The 24,361-nt window shown below is 38.9% G+C and carries 22 protein-coding genes; 8 read left to right on the forward strand and 14 right to left on the reverse strand.

The genetic code is table 11. The features are described 5' to 3' along the window. Positions 1 to 12: 12 nt before the first annotated feature. The 7 genes from BMY50_RS21690 to BMY50_RS21720 form a co-directional block, all read right to left on the reverse strand. On the reverse strand, positions 13 to 1,311 hold the full coding sequence (locus BMY50_RS21690; protein WP_093329034.1) for a S41 family peptidase: 1,299 nt from the start codon (positions 1,309 to 1,311) through the stop codon (positions 13 to 15). A gap of 44 nt (positions 1,312 to 1,355) precedes the next feature. Next, positions 1,356 to 2,354 carry a hypothetical protein gene (locus BMY50_RS21695; protein WP_139202309.1) on the reverse strand — a complete coding sequence of 333 codons (999 nt, stop codon included), beginning with the start codon at positions 2,352 to 2,354 and terminating at the stop codon, positions 1,356 to 1,358. 194 nt (positions 2,355 to 2,548) lie between these two features. Next, a complete protein-coding gene (locus BMY50_RS21700; protein WP_093329038.1) occupies positions 2,549 to 3,151 on the reverse strand; it encodes a hypothetical protein in 603 nt (200 codons plus the stop codon). A 77-nt stretch (positions 3,152 to 3,228) separates the two neighbouring features. Beyond that, the gene (locus tag BMY50_RS21705; protein WP_093329040.1) at positions 3,229 to 4,239 is read right to left on the reverse strand and encodes a hypothetical protein; all 1,011 of its coding nucleotides are present in this window, start codon (positions 4,237 to 4,239) and stop codon (positions 3,229 to 3,231) included. Between the two features lie 17 nt (positions 4,240 to 4,256). After that, the gene (locus tag BMY50_RS21710) at positions 4,257 to 5,069 is read right to left on the reverse strand and encodes an HmuY family protein (RefSeq protein WP_093329042.1); all 813 of its coding nucleotides are present in this window, start codon (positions 5,067 to 5,069) and stop codon (positions 4,257 to 4,259) included. A gap of 39 nt (positions 5,070 to 5,108) precedes the next feature. Continuing rightward, the gene (locus BMY50_RS21715; protein WP_093329044.1) at positions 5,109 to 5,867 is read right to left on the reverse strand and encodes an HmuY family protein; all 759 of its coding nucleotides are present in this window, start codon (positions 5,865 to 5,867) and stop codon (positions 5,109 to 5,111) included. 169 nt (positions 5,868 to 6,036) lie between these two features. Next, positions 6,037 to 8,361, reverse strand: a complete 2,325-nt coding sequence (locus BMY50_RS21720) for a TonB-dependent receptor (protein WP_202907905.1) — start codon at positions 8,359 to 8,361, stop codon at positions 6,037 to 6,039. Positions 8,362 to 8,576: 215 nt separating this feature from the next. Here BMY50_RS21720 and BMY50_RS21725 point away from each other — a divergent pair, with 215 nt between their 5' ends. The 3 genes from BMY50_RS21725 to BMY50_RS21735 are packed head-to-tail and all read left to right on the forward strand — an operon-like array spanning position 8,577 to position 11,310. Further along, a complete protein-coding gene (locus BMY50_RS21725) occupies positions 8,577 to 9,413 on the forward strand; it encodes a heme/hemin ABC transporter substrate-binding protein (protein ID WP_093329049.1) in 837 nt (278 codons plus the stop codon). Positions 9,414 to 9,415: 2 nt separating this feature from the next. Next, positions 9,416 to 10,453: a FecCD family ABC transporter permease gene (locus BMY50_RS21730; protein ID WP_093329052.1), complete on the forward strand. Its 1,038-nt coding sequence runs from the start codon at positions 9,416 to 9,418 to the stop codon at positions 10,451 to 10,453. 11 nt (positions 10,454 to 10,464) lie between these two features. Further along, positions 10,465 to 11,310 (forward strand): heme ABC transporter ATP-binding protein, encoded by an 846-nt coding sequence (locus BMY50_RS21735; protein ID WP_093329056.1) that lies wholly within the window; start codon positions 10,465 to 10,467, stop codon positions 11,308 to 11,310. Here the strand turns inward: BMY50_RS21735 and BMY50_RS21740 are convergent. Next, positions 11,303 to 12,310, reverse strand: a complete 1,008-nt coding sequence (locus tag BMY50_RS21740; RefSeq protein ID WP_238383849.1) for a helix-turn-helix transcriptional regulator — start codon at positions 12,308 to 12,310, stop codon at positions 11,303 to 11,305. The two genes, BMY50_RS21735 and BMY50_RS21740, sit on opposite strands and share 8 nt — an antisense overlap. 121 nt (positions 12,311 to 12,431) lie before the next feature. Here BMY50_RS21740 and rbsK point away from each other — a divergent pair, with 121 nt between their 5' ends. Both rbsK and BMY50_RS21750 read left to right on the forward strand, forming a co-directional pair. Continuing rightward, entirely contained in the window at positions 12,432 to 13,349 is a 918-nt protein-coding gene (rbsK, locus tag BMY50_RS21745; protein WP_093329061.1) for a ribokinase, read from the forward strand. Positions 13,350 to 13,651: 302 nt separating this feature from the next. Continuing rightward, positions 13,652 to 14,104 carry a hypothetical protein gene (locus BMY50_RS21750; RefSeq protein WP_093329063.1) on the forward strand — a complete coding sequence of 151 codons (453 nt, stop codon included), beginning with the start codon at positions 13,652 to 13,654 and terminating at the stop codon, positions 14,102 to 14,104. Between the two features lie 14 nt (positions 14,105 to 14,118). On the opposite strand, the gene BMY50_RS21755 is transcribed toward BMY50_RS21750, so the two are convergent. Next, a complete protein-coding gene (locus tag BMY50_RS21755; RefSeq protein ID WP_202907906.1) occupies positions 14,119 to 15,372 on the reverse strand; it encodes a hypothetical protein in 1,254 nt (417 codons plus the stop codon). Between the two features lie 223 nt (positions 15,373 to 15,595). Between BMY50_RS21755 and BMY50_RS21760 the strand changes: the two genes are divergently transcribed. Then, positions 15,596 to 16,339, forward strand: a complete 744-nt coding sequence (locus BMY50_RS21760) for a YoaK family protein (RefSeq protein ID WP_093329067.1) — start codon at positions 15,596 to 15,598, stop codon at positions 16,337 to 16,339. Between the two features lie 20 nt (positions 16,340 to 16,359). Here BMY50_RS21760 and BMY50_RS21765 read toward each other — a convergent pair whose 3' ends face one another. Then, on the reverse strand, positions 16,360 to 17,064 hold the full coding sequence (locus BMY50_RS21765; RefSeq protein WP_093329071.1) for a Crp/Fnr family transcriptional regulator: 705 nt from the start codon (positions 17,062 to 17,064) through the stop codon (positions 16,360 to 16,362). A gap of 428 nt (positions 17,065 to 17,492) precedes the next feature. Here BMY50_RS21765 and BMY50_RS21775 point away from each other — a divergent pair, with 428 nt between their 5' ends. Next, positions 17,493 to 18,089, forward strand: coding sequence for a class I SAM-dependent methyltransferase (locus BMY50_RS21775; protein ID WP_093329077.1), 597 nt, complete (start codon positions 17,493 to 17,495; stop codon positions 18,087 to 18,089). Between the two features lie 150 nt (positions 18,090 to 18,239). Beyond that, positions 18,240 to 18,818 carry a PhnA domain-containing protein gene (locus BMY50_RS21780; RefSeq protein ID WP_238383850.1) on the forward strand — a complete coding sequence of 193 codons (579 nt, stop codon included), beginning with the start codon at positions 18,240 to 18,242 and terminating at the stop codon, positions 18,816 to 18,818. Positions 18,819 to 19,019: 201 nt separating this feature from the next. Here the strand turns inward: BMY50_RS21780 and BMY50_RS21785 are convergent, their stop codons facing one another. The 4 genes from BMY50_RS21785 to BMY50_RS21800 form a co-directional block, all read right to left on the reverse strand. Continuing rightward, the gene (locus tag BMY50_RS21785) at positions 19,020 to 20,192 is read right to left on the reverse strand and encodes a S41 family peptidase (protein ID WP_093329086.1); all 1,173 of its coding nucleotides are present in this window, start codon (positions 20,190 to 20,192) and stop codon (positions 19,020 to 19,022) included. Between the two features lie 18 nt (positions 20,193 to 20,210). Continuing rightward, entirely contained in the window at positions 20,211 to 20,981 is a 771-nt protein-coding gene (locus BMY50_RS21790; protein ID WP_093329088.1) for a porin family protein, read from the reverse strand. A 446-nt stretch (positions 20,982 to 21,427) separates the two neighbouring features. Continuing rightward, positions 21,428 to 22,768 carry a magnesium transporter gene (mgtE, locus tag BMY50_RS21795; RefSeq protein WP_262496939.1) on the reverse strand — a complete coding sequence of 447 codons (1,341 nt, stop codon included), beginning with the start codon at positions 22,766 to 22,768 and terminating at the stop codon, positions 21,428 to 21,430. Between the two features lie 267 nt (positions 22,769 to 23,035). After that, positions 23,036 to 24,277 carry an alkaline phosphatase family protein gene (locus BMY50_RS21800; protein ID WP_093329090.1) on the reverse strand — a complete coding sequence of 414 codons (1,242 nt, stop codon included), beginning with the start codon at positions 24,275 to 24,277 and terminating at the stop codon, positions 23,036 to 23,038. Positions 24,278 to 24,361 lie beyond the last annotated feature (84 nt).

The following is a 24,361-nucleotide window of genomic DNA, read 5'->3' on the forward strand; positions in this document are numbered from 1 at the left end:
TAGTTATAAACGTTATTTTAATTTGAATCGCTGTTTATATATTGGCGCGTAATTCTCAGGGGGGAGCTTCTGTGTTATAGGCGAAGCTTGTTTGTCTGTATACCCTTGATAGTTATATACAGAAGATAGGTCTCTTGAAAAATTGTTTGAAAAGGAAGTGTTTTTTATTGCCGTAAGTGCCGTATGCAAACCAGCCTCCTCTAGGTTACCCAACGAAGCATGTGCAGAAAGAGCTTGTTCCACATCTGGCTGCATACCGTCAAAATAATCACACCAACCTGTCGCATTTTGTAAAGTAAAACTGCTGAGATAAAGTGTATAGTTATCAATATGGATACCAAAGAAACCTACCGGTTTACCATATGTTTTTTCGCCGATCAACTGTACATTAAGATAGGGTTTTAAGCTGCTTATCAATAATTCGCTGGCAGAGGCAGTATTACCCGAAACAATAAAATAAACTGTTTGTATAGATGTTAGATCACCGGCTTTGATAAAGCGATTCGTATTAGCACTTTTGCTGAAATCTACATCGGCCATAGTGGCCAACCGTCCTTTATAAGTTACTGTATTACCATTTGTGTTGCGATACAATTGGTTTTTCAATATTGTTGCCTTTCCATTTTGCATAAGGCTATTGAATTGTTCGCTATACATTACTTTACCCGTTAAGTTGACTGGGACAATCAAGTTGGCCAAATATTCAGCGGTCTCTACGTAACCGCCACCATTGGATCGAAGGTCAATAATGATATTTGTAATCTCTTCGGCAGCAAAAGACACAAAAATACCATCTAACTGTTCTTTGCAGCTAACAAGCGTAGGAAAAGATGTGAGGGCTATATAGCCTACTTTTTTATTATCTATTTCGATTATTTTATATACTGGTATAACATCAGAAGAAATGCCTGAAATTGCAGCAATACTGGTTGCACTCCTATTGGTATTTCCTTGGTCCAAATAAGAATATTTAGGCCTACCCACATATAAAGGCAATTCATAAGAACTGCCTGTTTGCGGGTTGCTATTCATCTGCGAAATATCATACAGCTCGGTTTTATAAGCCGTCAGCTCGGGGTTGATTGTTCCATAACGGCTCCGTGGATCGAAATCGGCGTAGCTTGGCAAGACTTCGTTCCATAGATAGACTTGCTTTGCATAGAGAAAAATAGAGTCTAAAGTGAACTCCATACGGGTGCCTGTGATAGGAGAAGCTAAGTCATCTATTAGCACTTGTTTTTCCTTTTTGCAGGAAACAGCAAGAAGTAATGAGATATATAGCAAATATATGGCAGCTTTATTTACTTTCATTATATGGTCTTAGCTTATGCCTTGGCATCCAATATATTCACTCATTAATCCACAATACGAGTAGTATAAGGAGCGGTATAATTTTGCGAGAATTTCGAAGCCCTCGCGCCTGTGCTTAATCGTTTTCCATAGATAACAAGGCGGGTAATACTTCCGGCAGGTACGTCGTTACCCAATTGATAAGTTAACTTTGTATCCGTTGCACGCGCGAGCGGTGCCTGATAAGTCACCGTCGTACTTGCTTCAGCAGGCAGTATCGTCAGTTGTACATAATAATCTTCGTAAGAGAAATATTGCTTATCGATAGGGGAGGCGTCATACGTAAAACTAATAATAGACCCTTTTTGAATAGTTGTGTTCTCCTGATCAAGACTATATCCGATATTGGAAAGCCCTGTACTACTTAATGATGCTTTAAAAGGACCGTAGTTGAAACGTTGGCTTCCCGAAATTAGCTGAACCTCATATTCTTCATCTAACAACACAGAACCATCAATTGGAACCAAAGCACTAATATAGACTGAGCTCAGTGCTTCTTTGCTTTCCAACTTTGTAGGTATAAGTCGTTGTTCCTTATCGATCAGATTAACCTTTATTCGATTTGTATCTGTGCTGAAATATTGGCCTCTTATCCGTATTGTACTACCTAATGTTATAAAAGAAGGAGGAGTTGTCACAGTAGCCGATGGTTGATTGGAGGCCACTTTAAGATAGTATGCCTTCGTGTGGCCGTTTTCCGAAACCACTGTATAAGCAAGTCCCGAGGTGAAGGGCGTTTTCTCTCCTGAGGCCGGGCTTATTGTGGCATTCTTAGAAATAATGATGTTTGGACTAATACTGTCGGGTATCACCTGTAGAGGAGGCCAGTACAGCCAGATACTATCATTCACTAAGGCGGCCTTCAAGGTATTGCCTTCCTGATCTAAGATCGTAAATTCTTCAATATCGTTATAAGGATAGTCTGCATATTCCTTTTTGCAAGAGCTGAAAGTCGTCATGACTAACGCAACCAGGCAACAGCCAATAAATGTTGAAAAACGCATTGTAGGTTATTCTAATTTGTTAATGAATATTATCAAGGGTTTAAGCACCTTGAAATGTCTTTAAATAATGTACCTTTGTAGAAAATGAACAGCCCGGCCGGCATCTTCACATGGGACGGACTGTTCGGGTAAAGTCCCGTGGCATCTAAAATGCTGCGGGATAAGAGCCTAAAGTATTATTACCTGTTTTTTAACTATTCTACTATTCCATAATTAAAAGTATATACACCGCGATTGTTCGTTGCAGTGCCTTCACCCACAGCATTAGTTGCCTGAAAAGCATACGTAGTAGTACCATTGCTCGCAAATAATACTACATTATTTACTTTTTCCACAACATGGGTAGTTTCATTATAGCCCCACCAACCATTTGGCGTAGATGTAGTACTCGTGTTTCTTCCTAAAGAAGATACTGTTGTAGCGGCATTGTAATGAGATAAATCGATGTCGGCTAAATCACCAGTGTAATTTGGTAGATACTTAAGTGTATAACCCGAGGCCGGAAATATAGTCGAATTATTTGTGCTAGTGAAACGTACATGCCAGGTACCGGTTCCAGTGGTATTGGTTGCGCCTGTAGATAAATTCAAATATACAGTACCAAAAACTGCCGGACCAGAAGCAGGATTGCCATAGTTACCGGTAACCACCACTGAGTTGACCGGATCAACAACAGCCGTCTCGTTATTAAGACTTAAATTTGCTGCATCGTCATTTTTTTTATCGCAAGAGACGATAAAAAAAGTTAATACGAGGAAGGCGATCCCCTTAGTCAAATTGTTTATTGTTTTTTTCATTCTTTCTTATTTTTATGATTTGTTGTTTGTTCATCTTTAGGCTCCTATTTCTTTATTGGATGAACCATTATTTTTATTTATTGACTTGTAATAGTAAGTGGCACATCTACTTTTAATTCCGGCCAATCACCAAATTGGAAAGTAAATGGAACCCCTTCGTATGCTCCCACTGGGAAATCTTGAGGCACTTTCAATACTAAATTTGCTCTTGTAGAACCATCTTGGATAGCGAAATCATAAGTTTTACCGTTGAGAAGAGCGGTAACTGATTGAGGATTAATGAATAGTAGTTGCGGGCTGCTATTTGGAAGAAAGCTGATCTCTCCACCCTGTATAGCTACTTTAGGGCTCCAGATAGGTGCCAATAGCGGCTCTAAGTATACAACATGTAATGGAACTGGTGTCAATTCTTTATGGCCCAAAAATCCAATTTCAATATCATAGTATCCGCTATCGGCTTCTGTTGGAATGGTTATACCATACAAATAGTAATCCCGTATAAAAGGTAGGGACGAGCCAGTTGAGGGTTCTATACCAGTAGAAGATAGGTTTGGCCTCAAGGTGTCCCCAGTAGTTCTGTGAATCATTGCAAAATTAAGTGTAGCAATGCTTGTAGATTGAAAATTACCATACAGGAAAGAAAAGGGCATCCCAGAATTATTTACACCCAGCAGATCACCAGGAGCCCCGGTAGGTAATTCATCCGACCACACTAAAGAAAGATCTGGAGTATTTTGCTGTGTAATAATTAGTTTATAAGTCCGCCTACTGCCGTCCGCGGCACGTACTGCATAGGTTTGAGATTCATTGTCCAATTCCACCGGGAGCATTTCGGTTTCCAAAATGGCACCTGACTCAACGGTAATTTCTGGCTGAATAACGACCATATTCAGATAGAAAGGTACATATACAGTAATCGTATTTTCGATATTGTTAACGGCTCCATATATGAAAGTGTCTTGTAAGTTTACCACCTTGTATTCAGTTATTCTATTCTGCGGCACAGCCTCGAAAGGCTCTGTTTTCGTACATGCCCAAAAACTTATGGCCACCAGCCATAACAACATGAATAGGCTTTTATTTTTCATGATCGTAAGTGTAGATTTTATTTAATTTCAAATTTGGTACTACCCGCGGGTACAATTACATATTCGAACGTGAAGAACATGTGCGGTGTGTCTCTAAACATCTGATCACGGTTGAATGTATCCTTATAGCACGAGATCATTTTAATCTTTGCGTAATCTCCTTTTGCCGTACGCGCAATAATTGTGCGTCCCGAAATTTCCTTAGTAGTTCCATTAGCTTTTATGCTAATAGGCTCTCCTATGGCATAAGCAACATGCTTTTTCTCTTCACTTCCATCTCCTACCAGCGTGCCTCCAAAATCATAGAGGTACCAGCCTATTCCTTCGCCAAAAGCGCCATTAATGTCTGTGCCAAACACTCCCGCACCATTTTTAAACTCACTATCCACCGGCACATCGACTACTTCATCAAAGCTCTTTTCTACAATCATAACTCCTCCTTTTCCTGGGCCTTGAAATCCTAAGTTCGTTGCATCTGTATTATTGTTCCCACCAAAGAAACTGTTATAAAGTCCTGTTAAAGAAATATCCCAAAAGGTCGTTTTGGCGTAACTAAGCGGTTGTTCCTTTTTATATTCTAAACTGAATAGAACGGCTGTTTTTGCTTCGGTCGGATTTTCATCATCTGTCTCTACCGCCAAATTCTCTACCCTTTGTAAGGTGTAATAGGGTACTGTAGCGCCTGTTTCCTCAGGCACTTCTTCTTCTGGCTGCGGATCATTTTTTTTATCCGAGCATGCTGTGACTAAGTTTAGCAGCATCCAGCTACATAGTAGTACGCGAACTATTGAGGAAATTGTACCCTTTGATTGATTGCTTTTAACATTCATTTTGTATATTGTATAAGGTGATTAAATTCAATATTTCTATTATTGTGTGTTAAGATTTTTGCTTCCATCCTGTTGTACGAAATACCGAAACGTATAATAGGGAGCAGGCCAATTGAGATCTGATACAGTTGGTGGGTTGCCTTTATAGACGTTGATCAGCTCAAGTTTGGCGTATTTACCATCCGCCAATCGGATAACATATATTCTGTTTTTAATAGGTACAACTAGGTGGGTATTTAGGCTGTAATTGAACCAACCACTGGAGTTTGGTCCAGATGACCAGCCTATTTTACTGATCTCGCTTTGGTTAAATATGTCATCAGCAGGTGCCTCTGTGACTGAGCTATAAAGCTGATCGTATCTTACTATCGCAGTATTTGTTGCGGGTCCTCCATATCCTGGATTTGATTCGTCATTCGCATTGTTTACATAGACCTCACTGTTATAGGGGCCGGTAAATGCGAGATCCCATTCACCTGTTTTCAAATACCTCGCGGAATCTGCGGCATTACGTATCCAAATCTGTCTTTTGTCGCTGAAACGGTATAAGAAAATATAAAACGGTCGTTTTTCTTTCCCGTCTACCCCGTCAGACATAGAGGCATTGGTATCACCAGCCAAATCATATATAGCCGTACTCTTTCCGTCTTCATAGCCTGGAGTAATTTCCTCATTATTTTTACTGCAGCCGGTACTGAACAAGATACTTATGAAGAGGTATAAGAAGAGCCGTCTATCAGCATCCAATAGCCAATTCAAATATCGTAAGCACCAGCATCTCGATTTTGTCGTTTTCATGTTATTAATTAGTTGTTCTTATTTAGTTGTGAGTTACGAGTTGTGAGTTGTCAGGATGTTTGAATAATCACTACTCCCTTTCATTCATTTATTATACATTTTGGTCTGTAAGCTTTACGCTATCCACTCTTTGCTTATTCAAGATTTATCGTTCATAACTCTTCATTCATCACTTAAAAAATCGATAGGTTATTCCTGCTAGCACCACTCGACCCAATTGTCCGGGCATCAGATAATCTGTATAGTCGGCTATGTTTTCAGCAGTGATTTGTAAAGCCAAATGTTTTTTAAATATTTTTTTCTCCACGGAAGCATTGAATAAAAAGAAACCATTTACAAAAGTGTCATAACGGTCTATGTAGTAATTTCCATTTGCATCTTCAAAGGGGTATTTACCGCGATAATTCACCCGAAATGTAAGTCCTACGTCCCAGGGCTTGTAGTTATAGAAAATCCGCAGATTGGCCATATGCCTGGAACGGTTTTCCAGCCCCCAATAATCTGCTGTCTTAGAACGGAACGTTTCCCCTGTTGCCGGATTTCGTAGATTGTAATAGGGCCAATTACCCGTTCGAATACTGTCTTTTACACTTTGATCTTTAGATAGCAGGTATTGATAGCCGAGTGAAACATCCAAACCAGGCAAGGGCTTATAAGAAACAGAGGCTTCCAGCCCTTTGTTGTTAACTTTGGGAAGATTTAAATAGGAATAAATCATTTGTCCGTCTGTTGCCGTAGCTACCTGAAAGCTGTTGATCTGATTTTTTATATGATGATAAAAAGCGCTCAGTTCTACCTGCCATTTACTCGAAGGACTTATTGTAGCAGTCAAGTTAAAGGTATTACTCTGTTCGGCTTGCAAACCGTCTTGTTGCAACTTATTGAAAGTATAATTCCGTAATTCACTCAACTGACCCGCGTCCCGCATAGCCAATAACTGTGTTCTGGCGATATCGGCGCCTAATACCGTATAACCAACCAATGGGTTCGTAAATACCTGAAAGCGTTGACGAAAATCAGGTGTTTTAAAACCCGAGCCAATGGCTGCTTTGAAGGTTAAAAATGCAGCAGGAATATACGTAACTCCTAGATTGGGGTTAAAACGGCCACCATAATTGGCGTGATAATCATAACGACCACCACCCAAAAGCTGCAACTGATCTGTTAGCTGCCATTCGCCTTGCGTATATACAAATCCATTTTTCATAGAGGGGATATCACCTAGCGAGCGGTCGTTCATCGTTTCTAACAAACCTCCAATACCACCTGTTAAGGATAAAGCAGCAATCCGATACGCGAATTGTTGCTCTAGACGGAAAACTGATTGTAAAAAATTGTTCTGCTCTCCTAATGTCCCATTATTCCACTCAATTTTGGAGTCCCAGTTGTAATGCGTGAAGTAAAAACGGCTAAGAGATTGCAGACCGTTTTTGTACGTGCTATTTAGATAAGCAGATGCGTTCAGATCAGCCTCGTCCATATGATCCTTATATATGTCATTACCATATCCACGTGTCATTACCGATTTGCGCAATCCGTAACGACCACTTATACCTGCACTTGTGCTTTTGGCTAAGCGATAACGCACACGACCTTGTGAGGTGTAATTATCTGACGGTGGAACCGTAGTACCGCTCGTTTGGTACCGATTGTTTACATTGAACCCGTCAGTATGATAAAAATTCGCCGACAGATTGGCTTCACCCCGATTAGCGGCAAAGGGTGTTTCTCCTTCTAAGGTGGCGTCCACTATTTTTAATGATCCGTAACGGATGGAAGCCACTCCCTGTGGTTGTAAGGCCCCATGACGGGTGATTATATTGATTGCACCTCCCATAGCTTCACTGCCGAAAAGACAAGAAGCCGCCCCTTTAATTATTTCAATGCGTTCAATGTTAGTTACACTGATACGTGACAAATCAAAGCTTCCACCATTGCGTCCCACCATAGGCTGGCCATCAATTAGAATCATCACATATTCGGATGAAAAACCCTGTAGTTGAACGCCAACGGAGCGGTTTCCTCCAGCAATGTTGTTGACGATAGCAATACCTGTTTGCTCTTTTAAAATTTCATCGAGCCGCCTGCTGCCCATCAATTCAATTTGTTTACGGCTGATAACCGTTACTGGCATAGCCGAATTTGTCGCAGAAATCAGGTTGTCTGACTGAACAAGCTTATCATTAACCGATACTTCATTCAAAGTATGTGTGTCCTTCTGCAGTTTTATTTTTATCTGCGCTATCTGGCCTGCGGTAATTTCTATAGATTGCTCATAATTCTTATACCCCATATGACTGACAGCTAGTGTATATACACCCGCATATAAATCGGCGATTTGGAAAGACCCGTCTTCCTCAACTTCCAAGAAATGATTATCTGGGTTTAGGGTTATAGTGGCAGCAGCAATGGCTCTTCCTTCTTCGTCGTAAATAACCCCTTGCAAAGAACCTTTGGTTTGACAAAATACAGTTAATGGGAATAAGTACAACATCAGTAAGTAAAATTTATACATTCATCTTATTTATTATTTTTAATCATTCTAAATAATAATACAAATGTTGAGATAATCTGCCAGAAAGGTTGTATGCGAAACGTCTTATTTTGTATGAATTCCGCCATAAAAGCGAGAATGTGCTGAATATGAAGAGTTAGTATTTTGTAATTATTCTAAATAACAGTTGTTTTGTGAGCGTGATTTAGAAATTTATGAAAAGACGATTTTTTTTAACGATCCTGACAGGGTTTATCGTTACCTATTGTTATGGCATTCCGAACAGAATTATAACGCTTAGCGGTGCATTAACAGAAACGGTAGATGCACTGGGCTTAGGGAGCAAGATAGTTGCGACAGACGTGACAAGCATTTATCCAACTTATGTGAAACAGCTACCGAAGGTGAGCCGTAATCGATCAGTTTCTACAGAGGGGCTGCTGTCATTCACCCCAGACATCATACTGGCTCCTGAAGGGCATATCAGTAAGGAGATACAATATCAACTAAAGATGTCTGGTATACAGCTTGTTATGTTTAAACAAGAGTATAGTGCAGCTGGGGCGGTTGACTTTATCCAATCTGTGGCGAATGCAGTTGGTGTGCCCGAGAAGGGAAAGATGTTAGCCGAAAAAACTGAAGAACGACTCCAAGTGGCTATTGCGAAAATAAAGAAATCTAAACAAGTCCAGAAGAAAGTACTATTCATTTATGCACGTGGAACGGGCACTATGAGTGTTGCAGGGAAAGGCAGCAGCATCGATGCTATCATCAAGCTGGCAGGAGCACAAAATGCGATTTATGAGTTTTCAGATTTTAAACCCTATACTACGGAGGCCATGGTAAAAGCTGATCCAGATGTTATATTGATGTTTGATTTCGGTTTAAGCAGTTTGGGCGGAAAGGCATCTGTTTTGAAGATGCCCGGTATGAAACTTACAAAAGCCGGTAAGAATGAACATATTATAGATATGGATGGTCAATTGCTTACCAATTTCAGTGTGCGTCTGCCTGATGCCATTTTAGCACTTCATCAGGAATTAAGTAGATAGAAATGAGGAAACTAGCAATATATTGTTTATTAATCTGCAGTTTGTTTTTGGTCATTTTCTCTTCACTCATCTTTGGCGCCATGCACATCCCTATCAAAGAGGTCTTGTCTATATTAAGCAAGTACCTGGGCTTGCATGATGCGAATGTGAACAATACTTATGAGGGTGTTATCTATATTATAAGGCTTCCGCGTTTATTATTAGGGTTATTAGTTGGAGCCGCTTTAGGAGTATCTGGTGCGGCCATACAAGGCATCTTTCGCAATCCCCTTGCCGAACCAGGTCTCATAGGTATTTCAGCGGGTGCCTCGTTAATGGCTGTTATTGTCATCAGCTTGGAATTGAGCCTACTTGCTAGTTTAAGCAATTTATTGGGCTATTATTTATTAGCATTTGGGGCTTTCGTTGGCGCGGGTGTGGTAGCTTTCCTTGTGTACAATATAGCTAGAACCGATGGAAGGGCGAATGTGGCTACCATGTTATTAGCAGGCATCGCTATTAACGCCTTTGCAGGAGCGTTAACTGGATTAATAACATACTTGGCCGATGAGCAACAATTACGTACCATTACCTTTTGGATGTTGGGAAGCTTGGGTGGCGCTACGTGGCAAACGGTATGGAGTGTGATGCCTTTTATTGCTCTTCCCTTAATTGTTCTTCCACTTTTGGGGAAATCACTAAACGCATTTTCTTTGGGGGAGACTCAGGCCAGTATCCTGGGATTGCGACCGAATAGGGTAAAAACGCAGGTTGTAGTACTCGCTACGCTAGCCGTTGGTGCGTCGGTAGCAGTATCTGGCATAATTGGTTTCGTTGGTTTGCTAGTACCTCACATTGTTCGTTTAGCAGGGGGTGTTGATCATCGATTTGTGTTGCCGGCCTCTGCACTATTTGGAGCCCTTACCTTAACTTTGGCCGATGTATTGGCCCGTAATTTAGCTGCCCCCATCGAATTGCCAATAGGTGTTATCACAGCACTTTTAGGTTCACCTGTTTTCTTATATATACTTATTAAAGAGAAAAAAAAGCTCTTTAACTAATATGATTTAATATGCTTACCGCCACTGCATTAAACTATAAAATTGGAAAATATTGTCTACTACGTGATGTCAGTTTTCAGATACAACCCGGAGAGTTTTTGGCCATTCTAGGAGCTAACGGTGCTGGTAAATCTACTTTGATAAATATTCTAAGTGGAGAAAAAAAGCCTAGCTCCGGCAACGTTTGGCTCTTTAACAAAGAGTTAAACGAATATTTACCACATGAGCTAGCTAAGAAGAGAACGATTCTCCAACAGCACAACAGTGTACAGCTTAGCTTCTCAGTTGAAGAAGTACTCTTGATGGGGAGATACCCGCATTTTAAACATCGTCCAGGCAAATTTGATTTCATTGTTATAGAGGAAACGATGGAAGTATGTGGCATTGCACATCTTGCAAAGCGTTCCTATCCCTCCCTTTCTGGTGGAGAACAGCAAAGAGTTCAATATGCACGAATATTATGCCAGATCTGGGATCAACCGAAAAGTCTACTACTGATGGACGAACCTGTTGCCGCGCTAGATCCACAATACCAACAACAAACGATGGCGATAGCAAAAGCCTTTAGTACGAGAGGTTTTATGGTAATTGCTGTATTACATGAAATTAATTTAGCAGCGCAATATGCCGACCGTATCCTGATGTTAAAAGGTGGTCGAAAATGGCTTGATGGCACACCCATAGAAGTTTTGACACCTGCACATATTTATGCTATTTTTAATACGGATGTTGACGTTATGATAAACAAACAGACTTTGAAACCAATTGTAATACCTAAACAGCTAGATCTAGATGTTGGTGGCTTTAACTCCTTATTATCACCTATTTCCGTAGAAAATACGGAGGCTCTTACCTAACATCACTAGGAGCTATGCCAAAATATTTCTTAAAAGCTGCACTGAAATTCTGTTGATGGTTATAACCTGTAGCATTCGCTACTTCAGCAATACTTTTGCATGCCTCCAATAAAAGGGAACGAGCCTTTTCCATACGTACCCTAGTCAAATAGTCATATATAGTAACCGAAAAATAATCTTTAAAAGACTGGCGTAATTTCGATTCGCTCATTCCAATTTCTTCAGCCAAAGTTCTTTGTGTAGGCGCCTGCGCATAGCGCTCGTCCAATATTGTTCTAGCTTTGAGCAGTTTAATAATGTCGTCGCCCACTAAATGCTCTCTTTCTTCAGCAAAGCTATCATTTAGCTGCTCTAATTGATAAACTAATAATTCGGATATTTTAGATTCTGTATGAATGCGGCGTAACTCTCCCGTCCTTTTATTATCTTTAAGCTCTGAAATAACCTTCAACATTTCATGTGTTACAAACATATCGTCATGAGCAAAAGAGGTATATTCTCCCTTATTTATCTTTTGTACGAAATCCTCATGTAAAACCGATTCTGGTGCGATTAACTTGAAATAGAAGTCTTTTGATAAAACAACTAAAAAGTAGTCATATTCTGCACCTGATTGAAGCTCATAATCTTCCACAAAGGAAGGTATATAACGTACATTATGCCTTCCCCTTCCATGAAATGAGGTTTTAATTTTTCTATTATTATCGTTTCTGTAAAATACAAACTGACTGGTTACTGTTTCGCCCTCCACCTCTGTATGTATGCGGACTGGTCCTTTAAAGCTCATTTCTGAATATAAAATAAACAAACCGCCAGTAGATAGCTGATAATTGGACATATGTATTGGATGTCGCTCTATGACGGTCTTTTTTTCATTCAAGGGGCTATTTGGGAGACATATATCAGATATATCTTCAATAAATAACCAATCTTGCAAACCTTCTATTTTACTTTTAACTATCATGGCAAGCACATCTATGCTACAAATATATAAAATCATTTCGTAATTTATACTGATTCTAAATAATAACCCATAGAGGCCTTACGTAAAAAGAAACCTTAATAACGTGATTTCTGGAAATGTTGTGTTTATTTGTTGTGAATGTTTAACTTGTTCGTGTATGTCGAGTAAAATTATTGTGGTAGGTAGTTCTAATATGGATATGGTCGTAAAATCAACCCATATACCGGCGCCAGGGGAGACAGTACTTGGAGGTGACTTTTTAATGAACCCTGGAGGAAAAGGAGCAAACCAGGCAGTTGCTGCTGCGCGCCTAGGAGGGAAGGTCGCATTTATCACTAAAATAGGAAATTATATTTTTGGTCACCAATTAGCACAGCTATTTGGTGAAGAAGAAATTAATATGAAGGGTATCTTAGCTGATGCCAACAGTCCGTCAGGAATCGCTCTTATCACGGTAGATGAAGTAGGTGAGAACAGTATCGTAGTAGCACCGGGAGCTAATGCCCATTTAAATAAACAGGATGTTATTACAAAATTAAAAGCTTATCCTGCTGCAAAAATTATCTTGTTACAATTAGAAATCCCAATAGAAACGGTAGAGGCTATCCTGAGATATGCGCAGGAAAAAGATATCAGGATAATGGTTAATCCAGCTCCCGTTAATAAAAGAATATTAAATCTTTTCCCTTTTATCGATATACTTACACCTAATGCAAAAGAAGCCGAAATGTTATCAGGCATCGCTATAAGCGATATAGAGACAGCAAAATTAGCTGCTAGCGAAATTTGTAAGAAAGGCGTAAAAGAGGTGATTATTACTTTAGGAAAATTGGGCGCTATCCAAGTAAATAAGGACGGGGCCAGGCACATCGAGGCACCACAGGTAGCGGCTATAGATACAACGGCTGCCGGAGATGTGTTTAATGGAGCGATAGCCGTGTACCTAGCAGAGGGGAAAACATTACTTGAAGCCATTTCCTTTGCCTGTAAAGCCGCCGCCATAGCGGTCACAAAGTTAGGTGCATATTCATCGATACCTTATCGAAAGGAAGTGCTCTTGGCGAATACTGAGTAGGGGGGCATTTTATCATCTCTCAAATTGATGATCATTTCATATACCGCGATGTAACCCTGTGATGTGAGCATTCAAAAAAGAATGTTGAAAGTATTGTATTGATTATCTAAGAAGTGTAGGCAGAACTTAAGCTACCAGAAAACCAGTAGAAAAAATAGCTCATTTACTAGGATTGTACATCTTGGTGAAATAAAGCATTTTTGTAATAGAACTTGACAAAGTATCTAGTGAGCCGCCTAAAAAATAAAACTTATTGTATTTAAATCTAGAAAAAAACAGACTAATATTTAAAAATTTTGACTATGAAAACGTTGATTATCTCTTGTTTAGCCATGCTCTGTTTTGGCTTAACAGGCTTAAAAGCGCAAAGTCTATTTGACAAGGTCGATCAAGCCCTGAATAAAGTTGATAAGGCCTCCAACACGGCCGACAAAACCAAAGGTACAAGTGATAAATTACTGGGTTTCTTCAAAAAGAAGGACGGTGGAGAAGCCGAAGCAATGACAACGATTAATATTTCCGGTATTAATTTGGTAAATCTCAAAAAATTAAATGAAACGATACAAGGCTGTAAAGATGTAGAAGATACAAAGATGAAATACAGTCCAAACGGTTCAACCATCTTGGTAGCTTATGAAGGTTCAGCGGAAGATTTGTTAGCAGCAATACAAGAATCTTCTAAAGACATTTTTACGGATGAACATATAGAGGAATTGGATGAACATTCAATTTCCATCAATCTGATAAAGAAATAAAAAAATGGTTAGGCTCAATAATGGATGGTGAAAACTAGAGATCGGTTCTTAGAATCGGTCTCTTTTTGTTTTGCAGGCTCGCTGTCGGTTTTATAACGGTAATCTAGCTGAATACCATCCATATCATCCAAACGCGCTATAATTCCCCAGCCATAAAAGTAATTGGCTAGGGCAATCATAATTTCGTTGTCACCTTCTTTTAATGGTAATTTGATTGTCGCGTTTTCAATTGTGCACCTCCCTCGGAACTCTTTTTGACTGGGTGTACCAAAATAGTTCTTATCTACATAAAGGATTTGTCCGTTAATAAATACCCATACTTCATCGTTAAAGCCTAAGTGTAATATCTTTTCCCGAGATTTATCTGACCGTATGTTTGTTTTAATCCAAGCCAATCTACGGGCATCATTCTCTACGCCGCCGTACTTCCTGCTTAGGTTAATAATTCCTCGGTTCTCTGCCATGATTGGCGACCAGGTGGTGGTGCTATCAGGTAAATCGGAATGCACGAGTTTTCCATACATGCTTGGCAGTGGTATAATGATCTCCCGTCCAAAAGGAAAGGCTATTAATGGACTCACCATCCAATTTCTTAAGTAACGTGTATCATTATAAGTAGAACTATATCCGGCATCCGAACTTAGGCCTTCGGTGGCATTCGGTTTGATGATGAAATTGGCATAGATAACATTCCCACTCAAGGAAATAGTGCCCGATTTACGCCAACTTTCCAATTCGGGCACAATAAGAGCTGGTTTTGACATATCATTCACGTAAGCTTTCATTTGCTTGCCAGAAATAACTAGTTTGACATGGTTCCATCCTTCACTATAAATGCTGGCTCCTGTTTGATATTCGTCTGTTAAGTCCCACATGCTGACCCCATCAATAACGGCTGCATATTGCAATGTTGTTCTGCTCACTGGACTTACTGGTCCAAAGGAACGGATGTAAAAATTTTCTCCATTTTTGCGGTCTTCAGATATTCGGAAATTAATGCCTGGGAATCCCACACCATTAAGTTCTACATCAAATTCAATGGTGCCATTTGTAAAAATCTGATCTTTGAGAAATAGCTGGTAGCCCCGCGCATTTTTAGATTTCGATGCTTTCACATTTCGATGGTTGGTAAATATAACAGCTGCGGTATCATATTCCCAATAAGTTGGTTCCATTGGAATCTTTATTTCCTTTAAAGCGTCTTTATTTTGGGCAAATAATTGAGCGGTCATTAATAGGAAAAGAAAAAATAATGAAATGGATTTCATGGCGAGCTTATTTTTAAATGAATTTCCAGTCAAATATATCATCTGGCTATTTGCCATGTAGTTTAAATCCTGTTCAAATCTGTTCAATATTGTTCACTACAGGTTTTATGCTCACCTTTTATTTAATCTTAGGTGTTTACCATCATTCATTTATAGCATGTTAATTCAAATACTTTATATTAGTATATTTATTGGAGATTATAATTGATAGTAAGTTTAGTACATGTTTAGACATACAGGGCAGAAAAGAAGTTATAAGCAAAACTTACGGCTAGCTGTTTTATTGTGTTTAACAGCAGGGATGGTTAATGCGGCGGGTCTTCTCTCCTTTTCAGTGCTCACCACCAATGTCACTGGTCACGCAGCCTTATTGGCGCAAACATTGGCGTCAGGAGAGATACGTGCAGCTCGTATGGTTGCTTTATGGCTATTACTTTTTTTGGCAGGAGCATTTTTTTCAGGTTTTTGTATCCACAAAATTGGAAGGAATAAAAGATATGTCTATACTGTTCCCATAATTGTTGAAATAATCCTGCTGGTTGCCGTAGCTTCCCTGGGAGATATTTTCGATGGTTCTATTATAAAAACAGAGTATTTTGCAGGAAGTTTGCTTTTTGCAATGGGGTTACAGAATGCCTTGGTATCAGCCATTTCGGGCTCAGTAGTAAGAACAACCCACCTTACAGGAATGTTCACCGACCTAGGCATTGATTTGTCGCTCATTATTTCTTCAAGTGGAAAAGATAGCGCGGGCATCAAAAAAAGGATTGCTCTTCGATTCGTTATTATATCTTTTTTTCTAGCCGGTGGTATTCTTGGTGGTTTTGCATTTTTAAAACTGCGTTACTATACGTTTTTTATTCCGGCAGGTGTTCTTATGTTCGCTATGTTTTATGATGCTTTTCGGATCAGATTCCGTAGAACTATTTATAAAATTGTTAATCGAAGACCGGTTAAGACAGTATAAATTTTTCAACAAGGGGGGAACTATTTATAATTTGTTCTTTTTACAAGCAGTTTAATGTCTTTTATACTGATGTTCCTTCCATGAGTTTCTAGAATATGCTCCGATTTGAATTCTTTCAATATGCGGACAACATTTTCTTGGGCAATGCCTGCTATATTAGCTAGATCGCTTCTTGAAATATTAATCGCAACTTCTTGTTGAAGCCCCTCTTCTTTGAATTTTTCACGTAATACAATGAGTGCAATAGCAAGTCGTTCGGCTGCTGTTCGGTGCGCAAGAACAGAAATGGAATTGGATAGCACGGTGAATTCATGGCTCATGGCTTTCAGTAACCGTTGAGCAAGAAGGGGTGAGCGATGTAGAACCTCCATAAAATCCTCTTTAGGTATAAAACTGATTGTGCAGTTTTCTAGCGCCGCCGCTGAATCGGAATAACGTTCTTCAGATAAAATAGCATGATATCCAATGAGCTCACCCTGATTTGCTATATAAATTACCTGTTCTTTTCCATCTTGATCAACCTTGTATTTTTTTATTCTTCCCTTTGTGATAAGAAAAATACCAGAAGGCACCGAGCCTTCCCTAAAAATAACATCGCCTCGTTGATACCGTTCATTACTTCGATTGCTTATTAAATAACTATAGTCCTCATCAGATAGCACATTAAGAATTGATCTAGTGCTAAAATTCCACCTATCTATTGGAAATAATTCTGAAAGACTCATACCACAAATTTAAAAAAATGCAGTTGATATGCAATGTTAGGTCTGATGCCTGCCTTTGGTATCTATTCAAAAGGTTTTTAATAATTGATTTTTATCAGTTTTTTTTATGATGTTTTTCGGTGCTGAAAGTAGTCTGTTAAACTATCTTTGCATATGCCAAAATGTAAAGTTCAACATCTTTTATTGGTTCTTCTATATGGCTAAACGAGAGACATCTAATAGCGATTATTCCTTTTGGACTAAGTATAAGAAATTTGCTGCCAACGAAATTCTTTTATATGTCATCATGATTGTTGGTATTTTACTTGGTATCTTGATTTTCAGTTGAACAAATAGATTTTAAGGTTCTTTGATTTTTTATGGAAGTCGTGTATTTTTTGTTTAGGAGATAGAATGATAGACCAAACGAGTGAACTTATTTAATTTTTATGCCTCTTACTTTTTTATCCGCAGATTATTACATAGACGACAAGACGTTTGATAGTATTTTTCCAGCGCACATACAAAACCTTTCGAGCGTGCACTGGACCCCTTTGGCTGTTGCAAAGATAGCGGCAGGATTTTTAGCATCTTTTGAAGGCGCTAAGATTGTAGATGTCGGCAGTGGAATTGGTAAATTTTGTCTAGCAGGGGCTAATTATTATGCACACGCTGAGTTTTATGGGATAGAACAACGAAAAGACCTAGTGGAATACGCAGCGATCGCGAAAGAAAAATGTAGTGTAGAAAATGCCCATTTTATTCATGCGAATCTCATGCATCAATCTCTTGAAAACTACGATAATATCTACTTTTATAATTCGTTTTGTGAAAATTTAAGAAGTTCTGCCAGCATTGATAATACTATTGAGCTTTCTCCTGAGTTATATATTTTATATACTACACATTTACGAAAGCTTCTTAGTGATAAGCCAAAAGGTACGCGCTTGGTTACATTTCATAGCTTAAACGCGGAAGTACCTTCGAGTTACGAGATGGTAGCCACTTATATGGGGAGAAGGTTAAAAATGTGGATAAAGAAATAAATCATTCTAAGTGATAATGTGGTCTTTTTATGGATTTGTTTGAAAAAATAATCAAAAATACACCTGCGTCGAGTAAACGCTCGTTATGGTCACGAAATACAAAAAGTACTATTTTTGTCAGCCCTTTACCGCAAATAAATAATAATAAAAATGGAAGAAAAATTAAGAGATAGAAGTGGGAATAAATGCGAGTTATGCAAGTCGGATACTAATCTGACGGTCTATACAGTGCCTCCAACAACAGGTAATTATAGTGATAGCGACATTTTAATATGTGATCGTTGCTTAGCGCAGGTTGACAAGAAAGTAGAACTGGAAAATAACTATTGGCATTTTCTTTCAGAGATCATGTGGAGTGAAATTCCAGCTATCCAGGTACTTTCTTGGCGTATGCTTAATCGCTTACAACAAGAAAGCTGGGCGGCTGATAATTTGGATATGTTGTATCTGGATGAACAAACATTGGAATGGGCTAAAGCTACGGGAGATCATGAAAATAGTGCGGCAGTAGTGTTGCATAAAGACAGTAACGGTAACCTGCTTCAAAATGGCGATTCGGTGGTGTTAATTAAATCGCTCGATGTAAAAGGAAGCTCGCTGAATGCGAAATTGGGTACGGTTGTTAAAAATATTAAGTTGGTGGAAGATAATGCGGAACAGATTGAAGGCAGAGTAGAAGGTCAATTGATCGTTATACTTACAAAATATTTAAGAAAGCAGCATAACTAAATAACAGGTCTTAATTTAAAATGATAGCCAACTGTTATAACATAGGTTAATTTTAAAAGAATTCAAAAAAAGGTAATTTGGGTGTTTACGACATTTACTCCATTATACAAATAAAGGCCTTACTGGTGAATGAAGGCCTTTATTAACTAATATTGAAAGATGACTCAAACCTTTATAAGTTAACAGCCAGCTTAGTAAAGCTTACTGTGTGAGCTTTAAAGCAGCCTCCAATTGTGGGTCAGTGCCCACTTCTAAAGCTGCTTCATCATATTTCACTTCAATGTCGGGAGGAAAGCCAATACCCTCATATATTTTTCCATCTCTGTATTTAAACATCAGGGATGACGTATAGGTCTGATTTATAAAGCCGGTAGAAAACTGACCTCCATTGTAAAATTTATTAGCAGTTAAAGGCCCATTACCTCCCCAGGTACGCTCTCCTACGAAATGCCCGTTGGGTAAAGATTTTACCGCCATGGTCGTTATTTCGGACATGCTTACAGACCAGGCATCAGCAAGCATAACAATAGGTGCCGTGATATTACGTGCGCTGTCTTGAGGTGTTACAAAAGCCGGTGTCCAAGGCGAATAATCGAGACGGCCATTACCTTGCTTCGAACGCGTAAAACCAAAATCTAAACGTTTATCGATCATTCTTCCTAATAGAAAATTCAGATCAGCTAAGGCACCACCCCCATTGCCACGCACATCCAAGATAATTCCTTTTATATCTGGGGTATTGTTAATCATGTCGAAGAAATACTGTTCCACTGTTTTTACAGCATTATCGCCGTCTGCCTCGTATAAACTTTTTAAATTAAAACTATTAAAATAAAAATATAAAGTGTGTTGATCAATAGTTCCTGCGACGGCTACATATTGGCTATTGCCAACATTAACGAAGCCTCTTTTCCAACCTTCATCAAGGTAATTATCGGGTAATGTATAATAAAAATGAAGAACACTTATTGGGTCATGGTAATCTGGTTTAGCTAATTTACGTTGATAAGCGGGATTAATGCTACTTGAGTCGGCCAGCCAAGAGTCATTGAAGGAAAGATCATAATGCGAGTCTATTAACCCTGAGGTCATTTCCTTGAAATAGGTATAACCCGTTCGTACATCAATAGAATCTGCAAGGTTGAGCTTCGCAAAAAGTGGTTTATATTGTTTGTAAACACGGTCCCAATTGGTAGTGTCGATATCCCAAAAAACATAATTATTGTTCATACCATTCCAGTAGGCATCGAAAACTTCACTAAAGTTGCCTTCTACGTAATCTTCCGGCCTGTTGATCTCCGGGATTTCTTTACGACAGGAAGTCATTATAAAGAATACAAATAGGACTAAAATATATTTATTGAATTGATTCATCTTGTGTTTATTAAATTTTCAATCTTTAATGAGTGTTTGTGTCTCCTGTTTACGGAAAATATTCTTTATGTTAAACAGGCAACCAATACGTACACCGTAGGTGTCATTATAACGCGGTATCTGATTAATCATGTAATTCTTCTGTTGATCGGATAAGCTATAATAATACCGTCCTTCCACAAAAAGTCTATATTTATTAAGGATAGCGTACTCTATTCCGATGCCTGCCATTAGACCTAACTCTAAACGGCGATCGCGGCGGCTATCGAAAGTGTATTTTTCATTATAATGATGCGGCTGATTTAGCTGGAAATATTCATCGATATCCTGGTCGTCTGGTATTTCAGGGCCATTATCAAATACATTAGCCACTGCTCCTTTAACCTTGCCAGATGCCCAGTAGGCTCCATATCCACCAATATTCAAAAAACCTCTTAATTGCTTCCCCCCAAAGGAGAAATGAGCCATAAGGGGTAGCTGGATATAACTGTTGGTGTTTTTTTGGTAAACACCTTCAAAAAAGTGACTGCGGTTCTGCTCATAATTTTTTTGAATGTAGGAGGGTTCCGCCTGTATAGCCAGCCACTCATTAAAGTGGTATTGTATAGGAACACCTAGCTCAAAACCACTCACGGCATCGTATTTTGTAAATGCACGGTACCCTGTGCTCGTATACAGATAATTTTTGTTATATCCTCCTGAAATACCTACTTCGAGTTGGGCTTGTGTTTTCAGGGCAATAAAATTACAACAAAATAGTATCGCAAAAGTAAATAGTTTACAATTCATAGTATAATAAATTCATAATATAATAATTAAAAATAAAGCCTATTAAGCCAGTTGATGCTAGGTTTTTGCGGTTTTATGGTTAGTGTGCGCTAATTTAGATATTTTTACGCTTAATTAAAGAGATAATTTAAGATTGTCTTGTAATATGATTTGAAATATGGCAAAACATTAAAAATGACTATCCAGGTTCGGAATTTTGCTCGATCTTTCCTAAATCAAACACTCCTAAATTGAATAGTTTCATAATAATCAAGGTACATACAGGTTGAAATAGCTGAAAAAAAGGTGTGGAGAAATAAAAAATGAAATTTGAAAAACAAAACATCTATAATCACGTTTAAGATGATAGGTTTAGGTTGATTTATAGACAAGGGCTCTCGCTTCCTCATAAACGGGGCCCTTGTTTTTTAAATATGGTCATGCTATGATTGACGTTGCGCCACTTTTTATAAAATTTTGTCTGAAAGGAACATAGCAGCAACAGAGAAATAAATAATAAGCCCCGTTACATCTACCAAGGTCGCTACAAATGGTGCAGAGGCAGTGGCTGGGTCGAGACCAGCTCTTCGCAAAAGAAATGGGATCAAAGAACCGGATAGAGATCCCCATAGAACAATGAAAATAAGTGAGATGGAAACGCTTAAAGCAACCCATATCCAATAAATGCCATAGTCATATAAGCCGGTTTGCTGCCAGATAAAAATTCTTAAAAAACCAATGGTGCCTAATATTAAACCCAAAAAGAAACCTGATAAAATTTCTTTACGCATTACATACCACCAATCTTTTAATTTTAATTCACCCAAGGCCATTGCTCGAATAATCAAAGAGGCCGCTTGGGATCCCGAATTTCCACCACTTGATATTATTAACGGCACAAACAATGCTAATACAACAGCTTTCTCTATTTCAGCATCAAAATAACCCATGGCAGAAGCCGTGAACATCTCTCCGATAAAGAGAATAATTAACCATCCCGCCCTTTTTCTAACAAGCTCAACCAACGATGTTTTGGTGTAGGAGAGGTCAAGCCCTTCCACACCACCGAACTTTTGGATGTCCTCTGTATCCCGTTCTTTCATCTTATTCAGAATATCATCCGCCGTTACAATACCTACCAGAACACCTTTTTCCGTTGTGATAGGTAATGCTGCACGGTCATATTTTTCAAAGATATCCAATGCTGTTTCAATAGGCGTTGTGGTAGTGATGGAGATAAAGTTTTCATCCATCAGTTTTAACATGGTATCCTCGTGATCTGCCATTAGCAATTGACCAATCCGCAGGTCATCAATCAGTTTATTATGCTTGTCTACAATATAAATATAATTGAGTGTTTCCGCTTTTTTGCCAAATTTCTTGATATGCGTAAAGACTTGTTTAACAGTCCAATCGCTTTTGGCCTGTACATAATTAGGTGTCATCAACCGAGCAATACAGTCAATGGGATACCCGATCAAACTGAGTGCTATTTCTTTTTCCTCCTCATTTAAAAGATTTATACTTCGCTTTATGAGGTCGTCGGGAAAGTTTTCAAAAAGTAAGGTTCGATCGTCAGGTTTGATGTTGTTTAAAACCTCCGATAAATCTCTATCTCCTAAACTTTTAATAATCTCTTTTTGAGTATTGATGTCTAAATAAGAAAAGACCTCCACTTTTTCTTCGCCATTTAACATGATAAAGGCGATGTTCCTTTCTCTTACATCAACTAAGCTTAGTTGCTCTGCAATATCAGCAGGATGGGTATCTTGAAAGTTCATTGTTTCTTTGCTTATGCTATCCTTCAACTAATTGCATAGCTTCAAAGAACAAAGACTATACTCCTTAGTATGAAAGTCGGCTTGTTGTATAATCTGGACCTGTATCCATTTATATGTGTTTTATATGGTGTAAAGGTAAAGTAATAACTTGTAAAATACTGTTAGAAAAATTTTGGAAAAAGATTAGATTTTTATTAGAAAATTTCTGCACCAAACTGCCCGACAAGAAAGTCTAAAAGAGAACCCGTAAGCATGTATGTGCGAAACATCTTATGCCTACGGGGCTTTAGCAGATTATTTTACGACTGTCGCTTCCTTTACCCAACGATTTACTGTGTTCTGTGGTGTTTCCAATACTACCTTATAAAAAGTCGAGGGTATATCTTTAATGGAAATAAGAGCATGTTTTCGGCTTAGGGGAAAAGTACCCATGAGTTTATAGTTGTCGTCACTACCTGTTTTTTTGTTGTTGGTAGTCGAAAGCCATATTTTCACTGTTCCTTCTTGCGTTAAAGGCATCCAGGAAATATCCAAATGCTCTTTTAAACGGTGGACCTGAGGCGCTGCTAGTGTGACGTCTCCCATCAGCGGCACGCCATCCAGTTCACGTAGGGTCGTCACAGGAACCGGAATTTCCATAAACTTGGTAATAGTTGGTAGTATATCAACTACCGAAGGGTATACCATTTTACTATAGCTGTTTTCGAGCGCTCTGTTACTAAGTATCCAGGCTGAACGTTGACGAAAAGACTGTCCGCCATGTCCCTTGCCATCTTTCTCGGTTCGGCCGTGATCCGTTGTTACCAGCATTAACCAATCTTCGTTAAACTTTTTTTCACGTTCCTCAATAGCCGTTAAAATCTGTCCCACTTCGTTATCGACATTTTGTATAGCCTTTGTGTATTGAGGGCTGTCGCCATACATGTGTCCCATATCGTCAGTATACTCCAAATACACCCACGAAAGGTCGGGTGCACGCTCCCTGATAGACTCAGCTGCTTTTGCAGTAACTGCCTGATCGATCGCCAACATAAAGTTGCGTTCCTCATCATGGGGATAATTTATAGTGTCGAGCTCAAGGCCATCAAAAGCTTCATCCATCTTTATCTGGTTGGTTTGGGGAAGACCTTCGCCGATTAACTTAGTCCGATTATCCTGCCAGCTGGAGAATACAGCAATTTTTTTTGCTGGAAAGGCGTCCTTTAATAAACGGAAAACTGTGGGATAATGATAGTTTGGATCTTTAATATCATTGTCTGGAACATTATGTTTATTGTACCATACACCGGTTAATACATTATTATAGCCTACTGCAGAAATTGTGGGCGACTGGCTGTATTCGCCTGCCTGTCCGCCCTGATAGGCCCGAAGATACGTCCCGCGCTCCATTAACTTTTTAATATGTGGGGGATTGGCCTGCTCAAGGGCATCGGCTGCAATTCCGTCCACGATGATGAAAACTACCTTTTTCTGTCGTTGTGCTGAAGCAAAGCAGGAACAGATGCATAGAAGAAATAAAATACCTAACTTTTTCATTAAATTTTTTTAAATGGTTTTAAGAGCCTGTTTAAAATTCATCTAATAATTTGTTTACGCTTCTTTTTGGCTGCGACTTTGTTA

Source organism: Olivibacter domesticus, from assembly GCF_900109575.1.
In the GTDB taxonomy this organism is placed as follows: Bacteria; Bacteroidota; Bacteroidia; order Sphingobacteriales; family Sphingobacteriaceae; genus Olivibacter; species Olivibacter domesticus.

Excerpts from the sequence above, each read along its gene's own strand:
- BMY50_RS21740 (WP_238383849.1), bottom strand. The coding sequence starts at position 12,310 with ATGATTTTATATATTTGTAGCATAGATGTGCTTGCCATGATAGTTAAA.
- BMY50_RS21785 (WP_093329086.1), bottom strand. The coding sequence starts at position 20,192 with ATGAATCAATTCAATAAATATATTTTAGTCCTATTTGTATTCTTTATA.
- BMY50_RS21750 (WP_093329063.1), top strand. The coding sequence starts at position 13,652 with ATGAAAACGTTGATTATCTCTTGTTTAGCCATGCTCTGTTTTGGCTTA.
- BMY50_RS21695 (WP_139202309.1), bottom strand. The coding sequence starts at position 2,354 with ATGCGTTTTTCAACATTTATTGGCTGTTGCCTGGTTGCGTTAGTCATG.
- BMY50_RS21725 (WP_093329049.1), top strand. The coding sequence starts at position 8,577 with ATGAAAAGACGATTTTTTTTAACGATCCTGACAGGGTTTATCGTTACC.
- BMY50_RS21735 (WP_093329056.1), top strand. The coding sequence starts at position 10,465 with ATGCTTACCGCCACTGCATTAAACTATAAAATTGGAAAATATTGTCTA.
- BMY50_RS21730 (WP_093329052.1), top strand. The coding sequence starts at position 9,416 with ATGAGGAAACTAGCAATATATTGTTTATTAATCTGCAGTTTGTTTTTG.
- BMY50_RS21720 (WP_202907905.1), bottom strand. The coding sequence starts at position 8,361 with ATGTTGTACTTATTCCCATTAACTGTATTTTGTCAAACCAAAGGTTCT.
- BMY50_RS21800 (WP_093329090.1), bottom strand. The coding sequence starts at position 24,277 with ATGAAAAAGTTAGGTATTTTATTTCTTCTATGCATCTGTTCCTGCTTT.
- BMY50_RS21790 (WP_093329088.1), bottom strand. The coding sequence starts at position 20,981 with ATGAATTGTAAACTATTTACTTTTGCGATACTATTTTGTTGTAATTTT.
- BMY50_RS21765 (WP_093329071.1), bottom strand. The coding sequence starts at position 17,064 with ATGAGTCTTTCAGAATTATTTCCAATAGATAGGTGGAATTTTAGCACT.
- BMY50_RS21690 (WP_093329034.1), bottom strand. The coding sequence starts at position 1,311 with ATGAAAGTAAATAAAGCTGCCATATATTTGCTATATATCTCATTACTT.
- BMY50_RS21775 (WP_093329077.1), top strand. The coding sequence starts at position 17,493 with ATGCCTCTTACTTTTTTATCCGCAGATTATTACATAGACGACAAGACG.
- BMY50_RS21780 (WP_238383850.1), top strand. The coding sequence starts at position 18,240 with ATGGAAGAAAAATTAAGAGATAGAAGTGGGAATAAATGCGAGTTATGC.
- rbsK (WP_093329061.1), top strand. The coding sequence starts at position 12,432 with ATGTCGAGTAAAATTATTGTGGTAGGTAGTTCTAATATGGATATGGTC.
- BMY50_RS21700 (WP_093329038.1), bottom strand. The coding sequence starts at position 3,151 with ATGAAAAAAACAATAAACAATTTGACTAAGGGGATCGCCTTCCTCGTA.
- BMY50_RS21755 (WP_202907906.1), bottom strand. The coding sequence starts at position 15,372 with ATGAAATCCATTTCATTATTTTTTCTTTTCCTATTAATGACCGCTCAA.
- BMY50_RS21760 (WP_093329067.1), top strand. The coding sequence starts at position 15,596 with ATGTTTAGACATACAGGGCAGAAAAGAAGTTATAAGCAAAACTTACGG.
- BMY50_RS21705 (WP_093329040.1), bottom strand. The coding sequence starts at position 4,239 with ATGAAAAATAAAAGCCTATTCATGTTGTTATGGCTGGTGGCCATAAGT.
- BMY50_RS21715 (WP_093329044.1), bottom strand. The coding sequence starts at position 5,867 with ATGAAAACGACAAAATCGAGATGCTGGTGCTTACGATATTTGAATTGG.
- BMY50_RS21710 (WP_093329042.1), bottom strand. The coding sequence starts at position 5,069 with ATGAATGTTAAAAGCAATCAATCAAAGGGTACAATTTCCTCAATAGTT.